The organism is Citrobacter sp. wls826 (genome assembly GCF_005281245.1).
Classification (GTDB): Bacteria; Pseudomonadota; Gammaproteobacteria; order Enterobacterales; family Enterobacteriaceae; genus Citrobacter; species Citrobacter braakii.
In genome coordinates, this window is the sequence record NZ_SZWS01000055.1 from 1 (window position 1) to 10,149 (window position 10,149).

Annotated in this window: 10 protein-coding genes; 7 read left to right on the forward strand and 3 right to left on the reverse strand. The window is 52.6% G+C overall.

What is annotated here, in order from left to right:
• The first annotated feature begins 183 nt into the window (after positions 1 to 183).
• On the forward strand, positions 184 to 1,590 hold the full coding sequence (locus FDW87_RS15840) for a glycoside-pentoside-hexuronide (GPH):cation symporter (protein WP_016151715.1): 1,407 nt from the start codon (positions 184 to 186) through the stop codon (positions 1,588 to 1,590).
• Positions 1,590 to 2,540: a family 43 glycosylhydrolase gene (locus FDW87_RS15845; protein WP_137379942.1), complete on the forward strand. Its 951-nt coding sequence runs from the start codon at positions 1,590 to 1,592 to the stop codon at positions 2,538 to 2,540. The genes FDW87_RS15840 and FDW87_RS15845 overlap by 1 nt, the downstream gene beginning before the upstream one ends.
• An 85-nt stretch (positions 2,541 to 2,625) precedes the next feature.
• On the opposite strand, the gene ampE is transcribed toward FDW87_RS15845, so the two are convergent.
• Both ampE and ampD read right to left on the reverse strand, forming a co-directional pair.
• Positions 2,626 to 3,480 (reverse strand): beta-lactamase regulator AmpE, encoded by an 855-nt coding sequence (ampE, locus tag FDW87_RS15850; protein ID WP_016155697.1) that lies wholly within the window; start codon positions 3,478 to 3,480, stop codon positions 2,626 to 2,628.
• Positions 3,477 to 4,040: a 1,6-anhydro-N-acetylmuramyl-L-alanine amidase AmpD gene (gene ampD / locus FDW87_RS15855; protein WP_016151712.1), complete on the reverse strand. Its 564-nt coding sequence runs from the start codon at positions 4,038 to 4,040 to the stop codon at positions 3,477 to 3,479. The genes ampE and ampD overlap by 4 nt, the downstream gene beginning before the upstream one ends.
• A gap of 87 nt (positions 4,041 to 4,127) precedes the next feature.
• Between ampD and nadC the strand changes: the two genes are divergently transcribed.
• The 4 genes from nadC (at position 4,128) to hofC (ending at position 8,288) form a co-directional block, all read left to right on the forward strand.
• Positions 4,128 to 5,021, forward strand: coding sequence for a carboxylating nicotinate-nucleotide diphosphorylase (nadC, locus tag FDW87_RS15860; RefSeq protein WP_137379943.1), 894 nt, complete (start codon positions 4,128 to 4,130; stop codon positions 5,019 to 5,021).
• A 242-nt stretch (positions 5,022 to 5,263) separates the two neighbouring features.
• Positions 5,264 to 5,701, forward strand: coding sequence for a prepilin peptidase-dependent pilin (gene ppdD, locus FDW87_RS15865; protein WP_016151710.1), 438 nt, complete (start codon positions 5,264 to 5,266; stop codon positions 5,699 to 5,701).
• Positions 5,702 to 5,710: 9 nt separating this feature from the next.
• Positions 5,711 to 7,096 (forward strand): type II secretion system protein GspE, encoded by a 1,386-nt coding sequence (gene gspE, locus FDW87_RS15870; protein ID WP_049269183.1) that lies wholly within the window; start codon positions 5,711 to 5,713, stop codon positions 7,094 to 7,096.
• Complete coding sequence (gene hofC / locus FDW87_RS15875) at positions 7,086 to 8,288, forward strand: protein transport protein HofC (RefSeq protein WP_109017205.1); 1,203 nt, start codon at positions 7,086 to 7,088, stop codon at positions 8,286 to 8,288. The genes gspE and hofC overlap by 11 nt, the downstream gene beginning before the upstream one ends.
• A 55-nt stretch (positions 8,289 to 8,343) precedes the next feature.
• Here the strand turns inward: hofC and FDW87_RS15880 are convergent, their stop codons facing one another.
• Entirely contained in the window at positions 8,344 to 9,387 is a 1,044-nt protein-coding gene (locus tag FDW87_RS15880) for a GMP reductase (protein WP_003829510.1), read from the reverse strand.
• A 225-nt stretch (positions 9,388 to 9,612) separates the two neighbouring features.
• Here FDW87_RS15880 and coaE point away from each other — a divergent pair.
• A partial coding sequence (gene coaE / locus FDW87_RS15885; RefSeq protein ID WP_252363209.1) for a dephospho-CoA kinase occupies positions 9,613 to 10,149 on the forward strand: 537 nt, incomplete at its 3' end.

Sequence of the window (10,149 nt, forward strand, 5' to 3'; positions counted from 1 at the left end):
CCGCCAAAGTAGCTAAAGCGCATTAATTCTCCCTCCCCCACCTGCATCAGGTGGGGGTTGTTACCTGCCTCACACTTTCCCACTCACGACTGTTTCGTCCATATCACTGGCGTTATCCTGCAACGCAAAAACACCTCTGCCAGACAATAATTATCTCCATATCTTATTAATGGAGTGCAGTTGATGGAAACCAGTAAGCTCACGGTGAAAGAAAAGATCGGCTATGGAATGGGCGACGCCGGATGCAACATCATCTTTGGCGCCATCATGTTGTTTGTTAACTATTTTTACACAGATATTTTTGGCCTGGCACCGGCCCTGGTCGGCGTGTTACTGCTGTCAGTACGCGTTATAGATGCCGTTACCGACCCTATTATGGGCGCGATGGCCGACCGCACCCGCAGCAAATATGGTCGATTTCGTCCATGGCTTTTGTGGATGGCTTTCCCATACGCATTATTTAGCGTACTCATGTTTACCACCCCTGAGTGGACGTATAACAGCAAAGTAATCTATGCGTTCGTCACCTACTTCCTGCTCTCTATCACCTATACAGCGATCAACATCCCATACTGCTCGCTCGGCAGCGTCATCACTAACGATCCAAAGGAACGTGTCGCCTGCCAGTCATATCGCTTTGTGTTGGTAGGAATTGCAACCCTGCTGCTCTCCCTCACCTTGCTGCCAATGGCGGACTGGTTTGGCGGGGAAGATAAAGCTAAAGGCTATCAGATGGCGATGGCAGTGCTGGCCTTCATCGGCATGTGTATGTTCCTGTTTTGCTTTGCAACCGTCCGTGAGCGCGTACGTCCTGCCGTCCCGACTAACGACGATTTAAAAGCCGACCTGAAAGACGTATGGAAGAACGATCAGTGGGTAAAAATCCTGCTGTTAACCCTATGCAACGTCTGTCCGGGCTTTATTCGCATGGCTGCCACCATGTACTACGTAACCTGGGTTATGCAGCAAAGCACGCAGTTCGCAACGTTGTTTATCAGCCTTGGCGTTGTGGGCATGATGATCGGCAGCATGCTGGCGAAGGTGTTAACCGATCGCTGGTGCAAACTGAAAGTCTTCTTCTGGACCAATATCATCCTGGCGATTTTCTCCGGCGCGTTTTACTTCTTCGATCCTAAAGCCACCATGATGATTATGGTGCTTTACTTCCTGCTCAACATTCTGCATCAGATCCCATCCCCACTGCACTGGTCGCTGATGGCAGATGTCGATGACTACGGCGAGTGGAAAACCGGTAAACGTATCACCGGAATCAGCTTCTCCGGCAACCTGTTCTTCCTGAAACTGGGCCTGGCGATTGCCGGAGCGATGGTTGGTTTCCTGCTCTCCTGGTACGGCTACGACGCAGGGGCGAAAGCGCAAAGCGACTCCGCCATTAACGGTATTATGCTGCTGTTTACCATCATACCGGGTGTAGGCTACCTGATTACCGCAGGCGTAGTTCGTCTGCTGAAAGTTGACCGCGAGTTTATGCAACAAATCCAGACAGATTTAGAAAAGCGCCGCGCCAACTACCGTGAACTGAATGAGTACCACGATATAAAAACGACTGAAAACGTAAGGAAAGCCTAATGAATCAGTGGCCAAACCCCTTTATTGAACAGCGTGCCGACCCGTTTATTTTACGTGACGGTAGCCACTACTATTTCATTGCTTCAGTGCCCGAATACGATTGTCTGGAGATCCGCCGGGCGGACTCGCTGGAAGGGTTACGCACCGCTATCCCGGTTGTCGTCTGGCGCAAACCAGAAAACGGCCCCATGAGCCAGCTGATCTGGGCACCTGAGATCCATCATCTGGCAGGCAAGTGGTACATCTATTTTGCCGCCGCCCACACACAGGCGCTCGACAAGCTGGGGATGTTCCAGCACCGTATGTTTGCGCTCGAATGTGCAGACGCCGATCCGCTGACCGGCCAATGGACAGAGAAAGGGCAGATTAAAACGCAGTTTGATACCTTCGCGCTCGATGCCACCACCTTTAACCATCAGGGAAAACAGTGGTATCTGTGGGCGCAGAAATCCCCCGATATCGCCGGAAACTCCAATATCTATCTCGCCGAACTGGAAAATCCATGGACGATTAAAGGCGAGCCGGTAATGCTCAGTCATCCAGAGTATGACTGGGAATGCCGGGGTTTTTGGGTCAACGAAGGCCCGGCCGTCATGGTTCACGGCGATAAGCTGTTTATCAGCTATTCCGCCAGCGCCACCGATGAGAACTACTGTATGGGATTATTGTGGATTGATCTCAATGCCGATCCGCTCAACCCGCAGAACTGGCACAAATCGCCGCGCCCGGTCTTTACCACCAGCTACGAAAACCGCCAATACGGGCCGGGACACAACAGCTTTACGCAAACGCCGGAAGGAGAAGATGTGCTGGTGTACCACGCGAGAAATTACACTGAAATCGAGGGCGATCCGCTGTACGACCCAAACCGCCACACTCGTCTGAAGCTGGTACGCTGGAACGAAAACGGGATGCCAGATTTTGGCATCCCACCTGCTGATACGCTTTGAAAGATTGGCCCGCAAGCACAAAGCGACCGGACCAATTTTTTTTCCTCGACGGATAAGCGCAACGCCATCCACCAATAATAATGGCTTAAATTAATGTTCCATAAATGGTCAACACGGCAATGACCACCACCACCACAAACGAGGTCTTCTTCGCCATCGAAACCGCGGCTTTTGGCGTTGCGACTTTATCGGTATGTGGTTCACGCGCTAAAGAAAACTGCGCAAGGCGAGTAAGCACCTGATATTGCGAAGTATGCAGATCCGCCAGCGACGCAAACCAGGCAGGTAACGCCTTCTCGCCGTGCCCCAGCAGCGCATAGACGACACCCGCCAGGCGCACCGGGATCCAGTCCAGCACGTGCAGGATCGCATCGATACCTGATTGCAAACGCTGGTGTGGCGTCTGATAGCGCGCCAGCCAGGACTGCCAGGCACGTAGAAAGGCATAACCCACCAGCGTCACCGGTCCCCACGGGCCACCGACAATCAGCCAGAATAACGGCGCCAGATAAAAGCGAAAGTTGTTCCATAGCAGCGCGTTCTGCAGTTCACGCAAGAACTCACGCTCATCGCACTCAGGCGGAATCCCATGAATCAGGGTCAGCTCGCTGGCCATCGCTTCACGGGCGTGAGCGTCATCGCGAGCAGCCGCGTTCAGATAGGCATGATAATGAAGACGCGTCTTGCCAGCGCCGATGCACAGCAAACCAATTAAGATCCACGCCACCAGCAAAGGCACGTTAAACAACAGGCCTTGAAGTGCGCGCAGCAACAGGAACGTCACCCCCATCGCAATAAGGGCCATGCCTACCGTACGCATCATCGAAAAATGCTTCACCCGGCGGAAAAAAGCTTCAACCCGGTGATCAAGCTGCCAGTGCTCACCCAGCTTAAACAGGCGTTCAACAATCAACACCAGTAATGTTGTAAACAGCGTCATGTCATCTCCTTGTGCGACGAGGGGGTGACCAGGGCGCGAAACCTTGCCCAGTCAAAAGAGGGCCCGGGATCGGTCTTACGCTCGGGCGCAATATTGCAATGTCCTGTCATGTTGTTGGCAATGGCCGGATAACGCGTAATCAGGGCATTCGTCACGGCTGCCAGTTGCTGATACTGCGCATCGGTATAAGCCAGCGTATCCGTCCCTTCCAGCTCAATACCAATTGAGAAATCATTACAGCGTTCGCGGCCTTGATAGTTCGACACGCCAGCATGCCAGGCGCGTTTATCAAAGGGGACATACTGCACGATTTCACCGTCACGGCGAATTAAACAATGTGCCGAAACGCGCAAATGGGCGATCCCGGCAAAATAAGGATGGGCATTGGGATCAATCGTGCCCGTAAACAGCGCATCGATCCACGGGCCGCCAAACTCGCCGGGCGGCAGGCTGATATTATGCACCACCAGCAGAGAAGGGTTTTCGTCATCCGGGCGGCAATCGTAATGAGGAGAGGGAACGCGTCGCGCCTCTGCCAGCCAGCCCTCGTCTAACAACATGCAGAATCTCCTTATTGGTGGTGCTCATATCAGGTTCAGGGTAGCATGTTTCCACCTTATGATTCGTTAGCAATTTGGAGTTTTATCATGCCGCCTCGCCGCTATAACCCTGACTACCGACGTGACGCGCTGTTGGAACGTATAAATCTGGATATCCCTGCCGCTGTAGCTCAGGCGCTGCGTGAAGATTTAGGCGGAGAAGTTGATGCCAATAACGATATCACCGCACAGCTTTTACCCGCGGAGATGCGCTCCCACGCCACCGTGATCACCCGCGAAGATGGCGTTTTTTGTGGAAAACGTTGGGTTGAAGAGGTCTTTATTCAACTGGCTGGCGATGATGTCAACATCACCTGGCATGTCGAAGATGGCGACAGCATTAAGACCAATCAGCTGCTATTTGAACTGGACGGCCCTTCCCGCGTGCTGCTAACCGGCGAACGTACCGCGCTTAATTTTGTACAGACGCTTTCGGGTGTGGCGAGCGAGGTGCGTAAATACGTCGACCTGCTGGCGGGAACAAAAACTCAACTGCTGGATACACGTAAAACTCTGCCGGGGCTGCGTACCGCGCTGAAATACGCCGTATTATGCGGCGGCGGCGCGAATCATCGTCTGGGCCTTTCTGACGCTTTCTTGATTAAAGAAAACCACATTATTGCTTCAGGTTCGGTACGTCAGGCCGTTGAAAAAGCCTTCTGGCTGCACCCGGATGTGCCGGTTGAAGTCGAAGTAGAAAGCCTGGATGAACTGGACGACGCGCTGAAAGCAGGGGCCGACATCATCATGCTCGATAACTTCGAAACTGACCAAATGCGGGAAGCGGTAAAACGCACCAACGGCCAGGCGCGTCTGGAAGTGTCGGGTAACGTCACTCATGAAACTCTGCGCGAATTTGCCGAAACTGGCGTGGATTTCATATCTGTTGGCGCGCTGACCAAGCATGTTCGCGCGCTCGATCTCTCTATGCGTTTTCGCTAATTACTGATGGTTTAGCCCGATAGTACTTTCACTTATCGGGCCCATCACGCCGGTTTTTCTATCAGCCGGATAAGCGTTTACGCCGCCATACGGCTGTTTCTTCGAGCCTCTTCGCAAATACGTTGTCTGACTCTGTAATTTCATAAAAATCCTCGGAACCCGCCTTCCCGTTCTGTTTTTTGCCTCTCGCCGTGACCCCGAGCGTTTGCCAAAGTAGCGCCAGCTAACTCAAGGAGCGAACGATGGACAAGCAACGAGGCTTCACACTTATCGAACTCATGGTGGTCATTGGCATTATTGCCATCCTTAGCGCCATCGGTATTCCGGCTTATCAAAACTATCTGCGCAAAGCCGCGTTAACAGACATGCTGCAAACCTTTGTTCCCTATCGCACGGCGGTTGAGCTCTGTGCGCTGGAGCATGGCGGAACAACAACCTGTGATGCCGGAACGAATGGCATCCCTTCTCCAGCCACCACCCGTTATGTCTCCGCCATGAGCGTTGAAAAAGGAGTGGTCAGCCTCAGCGGACAAGAAAGCCTGAACGGGTTAAGCATCACCATGACGCCGGGTTGGGACAATGCCAACGGTATTACCGGCTGGAGTCGTAACTGCGTTATCCAGAATGACAGCGCATTGCAACAGGCCTGTGAAGACGTTTTCCGTTTCGATATTAATTAAGGAAAAGAGATGAATACCACCCAACTTACGGCGCTGTGCCAACGTCATCAGGGAATATTACTGGATGCAGACAATGAAGTGGTGCACATCGCCGTCGTGGACGCTCCATCCCACGAATTGCTGGACGCACTGCATTTTGCCACCACCCGACGTATCGACATCGTCTGCTGGACGCGTCAACAAATGGAAGGCCACACGCATACGCCACAGAAAATGCTCCCGGCAGTGGTCACGAAAAGCAGCGCCAGCGCAGCAGATTTGCTGAATCAGACGTTTCAATCCGCGCTGGTGCAACGGGCTTCTGATATTCATTTTGAACCAGCGGAAAATCACTATCGAATCAGATTACGTGTGGATGGCGTACTGCATGCTTTACCGGACGTCACGACCGAGATGGGTATCGCCATCACTGCCAGACTAAAAGTTTTAGGCAGTCTGGATATTGCCGAGCACCGACTTGCGCAAGACGGCCAATTTACCGTTGAGATTTCAGGAGAGCCGGTCTCGTTTCGCATCGCCACCTTGCCCTGTCGCTTTGGCGAAAAAGTGGTGCTACGGCTACTGCATCAGGTCGATCAAGCGCTGGAAATCACCGCGCTGGGAATGCAGGACGCGCAGCTGGCAGCATTTTCACAAGCGTTGCAGCAGCCTCAGGGGCTGATTCTGGTCACCGGACCGACCGGAAGCGGTAAAACGGTCACGCTGTACAGTGCGCTGCAGACCCGAAACACTCCGGACGTTAACCTCTGTAGCGTGGAAGATCCAGTAGAGATCCCGATCGCAGGTCTTAACCAGACACAAATTCATCCACGTGCCGGTCTCACTTTTCAGGGAGTATTGCGCGCGCTGCTGCGCCAGGATCCCGACATTATCATGGTGGGTGAAATCCGTGATGGCGAAACGGCTGAAATAGCCCTTAAAGCCGCACAAACCGGTCATCTGGTTCTATCAACACTACATACCAATTCCACCACAGAAACACTAATACGCTTGCAGCAAATGGGGGTTGCACGCTGGATGATCGCCTCCGCGCTGACGCTCGTTATTGCGCAGCGGTTGGTGAGAAAATTGTGTCCCCATTGCCGACAACGCCTGGAAACGCCGATCATGCTCCCGGAAGCGATCTGGCCTACGCCACTGCCTCGTTGGCAGGCTCCGGGCTGCCAACATTGCTATCACGGATTTTATGGCCGTACGGCATTGTTTGAAGTTCTCCCCGTGACACCTGCATTGCGCCAGAGCATCGCCAACGGTACGTCCGTAGACGGAGTGGAATCGAATGCTCAGCAACTGGGGATGAGCACGCTTTTCGAAAATGGTTGCAAGGCCGTCGAACAAGGGTTAACAACATTTGAAGAGTTGGTACGCGTACTGGGCATGCCCCATGTCAGCTAAACTGCTTTGGCGCTGGCAAGGTATTAGCAACGAAGGTAATCCACTGGAAGGCGTACTTTGGGCCGATACCCGCCCCTCATTGATGCTTGCTCTCGAGCAACGGCATATCACGCCGCTGCGCATTAATCGTATGCGTGTCAAAGCCTCACACTGGAGCCGTGAAAAAAGCGCTGAAACCATACATCAACTGGCGACGTTGCTGAAAGCAGGGCTAACACTCTCGGCAAGTTTAGCTTTGCTGGCTGAACAGCATCCCAGCAGCCAATGGCAAGCGCTACTGCGTACGCTGGCTCACGATATGGAACAGGGTATTTCTCTCTCCACATCGCTATCTCAGTGGCAACACGTTTTTCCGCCTCTTTATCTGGCAATGATCCGTACCGGAGAGCTTACGGGTAAGCTGGACGACTGCTGCTTTGAACTCGCCCGCCAGCAGAAGAATCAACAGCAGCTGGCGGATAAAGTTAAAAAAGCCCTACGCTATCCGATATTCATCATCACGATGGCAGTGATGGTGGTATTCGCGATGCTGCAGTTTGTACTCCCTGAGTTTGCCGCCATTTACCAGACGTTTAACACCCCGCTACCAGTACTCACTCAGTGGATTATTGCCATCGCGCATTTTAGCAGCCAATGGGGATGGCTGGCGGGAGCATTCAGCCTGATAGCGGTTGCAGCATATCACCTGATGAAGCAGCAGCCATACTGGCTCACTCTGCGCCAGAAATTGCTGCTCGGCTTCCCGGTCATAGGGCCGATGGTGAGAGGGCAAAAACTCACGCAGATCTTCACTGTTCTGGCGTTAACGCAAAATGCAGGTATTCCTTTTCTGCAAGGTCTTGAGAGCGTCACTGAAACGCTGGCCAACCCTTTCTGGTCACAACGCTTAGCGCAGGTACATCACGACATCAGCGCCGGAAAACCGGTCTGGTTAGCGCTAAAAAATTGCGGTGAATTCAGCCCATTGTGCATACAGTTGGTCAGAACAGGTGAGGCTTCCGGCTCGCTGGATACAATGCTGCGTAATCTCGCCCATCACCACGGCGAGAAAACATTGTCTCAGGCAGAGAATCTGGCTGCGCTACTCGAGCCTGCGTTACTGGTCATTACGGGGCTGATAATCGGTACGCTGGTCGTTGCGATGTATTTGCCGATTTTTCATTTAGGAGATGCGATGAGCGGGGTGGGATAAATTCAAATGCCGGATGGCGCACTGCTTATCCGGCATGTCATAGTCCTACCTGTTCTTACAGGCTATTGAAAACGCGGTTTTCTTGTTCCTGTACACGAATAAACGTTGTACGTTTGGTCAGTTCTTTCAGGCGCGATGCACCGACATAGGTACAGGCAGAACGCAGGCCGCCAAGGATATCGCGTGCAGTGTTATCAACCGGGCCACGCAGAGGCAACTTAACGGTTTTACCTTCCGCAGCGCGGTATTGTGCAACACCACCAACGTGACGCGTCATGGCTGATTCAGAGCTCATGCCGTAGAACAGCATGAATTTCTCACCGTTCTCTTCAACAATTTTGCCGCCGCTTTCTTCATGACCGGCCAACATACCGCCGAGCATAACGAAGTCCGCGCCACCGCCAAACGCTTTTGCCACGTCACCCGGCATTGTGCAGCCGCCGTCACTGACAATCATGCCGCCCAGACCGTGAGCTGCATCGGCACATTCAATAACCGCAGAAAGCTGTGGGTAGCCAACGCCGGTTTTTACACGTGTGGTACATACAGAACCCGGGCCAATGCCGACTTTAACAATGTCCGCGCCGGAAAGTACCAGCTCTTCACACATTTCTCCAGTAACCACATTGCCCGCACAAATTGTTTTTGTCGGCCATGCTTCACGCGCTTTCGACACAAACTGAACAAAATGCTCTGAGTAGCCATTTGCCACATCAATGCAGATAAAGTTCAGCGCCGGGTTGAGCGCCAGAATCTGTTTGGTTTTTTCGAAATCTGCGTCAGAGGTGCCGGTTGAAACCATTACGTGTTTGAGCACATCAGCAGAGCTCTCTGCGATGAAAGCAGCCCAGTCTTCAACAGAATAGTGTTTGTGTACCGCAGTCAGGATGTCGAAGGATGCCAGCGCCGTTGCCATGGCAAACGTCCCGACAGTGTCCATGTTCGCGGCAATAATGGGTACGCCGGACCAGGTCTGACCTGAGTGCTTAAAGGTAAATTGACGTTCCAGCTCAACATCGGAACGGCTTTTGAGAGTAGAACGCTTAGGGCGGATAAGAACGTCTTTGAAACCTAACTTCAGATCTTCTTCGATACGCATGTGCGGATTCCTGGGGTTAATGGCGAAAAATCGAAACTCACAACTCCAGTGACGCTATCATACGCACTAATCAATGCCGCGCAAGACTGCGAAATTCTCTTTTTTTACGCTACAATCCCATAAATTTACCTGGCGAATAGTAGGTTAATCCTGCAGCAACCTCGCCGTCGCACGCTTAACTTTTAACTGTTTGATAATCAAACTTAAACTCCAGGATCTGCATCTATGAGGTATACGGTAGCCTTAACCGGTGGCATTGGCAGTGGTAAAAGTACCGTTGCAAATGCGTTCGCAGACCTCGGAATAAACGTCATTGATGCAGATATTATTGCGCGCCAGGTGGTTGAACCCGGTACCCCAGCCCTTAAGGCGATCGAAGAACATTTTGGTACCGAAGTTATAGCTACCGACGGATCGTTGCAGCGACGCATTTTACGCGAACGCATTTTTTCCAGTCCTGAGGAGAAAAGCTGGCTGAATGCCCTGCTCCATCCGCTTATTCAGCAGGAAACGCAGCGCCAGTTTCAGCAAGCAACCTCCCCTTATCTGTTGTGGGTTGTACCTTTGCTGGTGGAAAATTCGCTGTATAAAAAAGCCAACCGCGTACTCGTGGTGGATGTTACTCCCGAGACACAGCTCAGACGCACTATGCAGCGCGATGACGTCACGCGTGAGCATGTTGAACAAATTCTTGCTGCCCAGGCAACGCGCGAAGCGCGTCTGGCCGTGGCAGACGATGTTATTGATAATAATGGCGCACCG

What these genes read in the sequence shown, in the direction of transcription:
- FDW87_RS15840 (WP_016151715.1), top strand. Translation starts at nt 184, where the DNA reads ATGGAAACCAGTAAGCTCACGGTGAAAGAAAAGATCGGCTATGGAATG.
- hofC (WP_109017205.1), top strand. Translation starts at nt 7,086, where the DNA reads ATGTCAGCTAAACTGCTTTGGCGCTGGCAAGGTATTAGCAACGAAGGT.
- ppdD (WP_016151710.1), top strand. Translation starts at nt 5,264, where the DNA reads ATGGACAAGCAACGAGGCTTCACACTTATCGAACTCATGGTGGTCATT.
- ampD (WP_016151712.1), bottom strand. Translation starts at nt 4,040, where the DNA reads ATGTTGTTAGACGAGGGCTGGCTGGCAGAGGCGCGACGCGTTCCCTCT.
- ampE (WP_016155697.1), bottom strand. Translation starts at nt 3,480, where the DNA reads ATGACGCTGTTTACAACATTACTGGTGTTGATTGTTGAACGCCTGTTT.
- FDW87_RS15845 (WP_137379942.1), top strand. Translation starts at nt 1,590, where the DNA reads ATGAATCAGTGGCCAAACCCCTTTATTGAACAGCGTGCCGACCCGTTT.
- gspE (WP_049269183.1), top strand. Translation starts at nt 5,711, where the DNA reads ATGAATACCACCCAACTTACGGCGCTGTGCCAACGTCATCAGGGAATA.
- FDW87_RS15880 (WP_003829510.1), bottom strand. Translation starts at nt 9,387, where the DNA reads ATGCGTATCGAAGAAGATCTGAAGTTAGGTTTCAAAGACGTTCTTATC.
- nadC (WP_137379943.1), top strand. Translation starts at nt 4,128, where the DNA reads ATGCCGCCTCGCCGCTATAACCCTGACTACCGACGTGACGCGCTGTTG.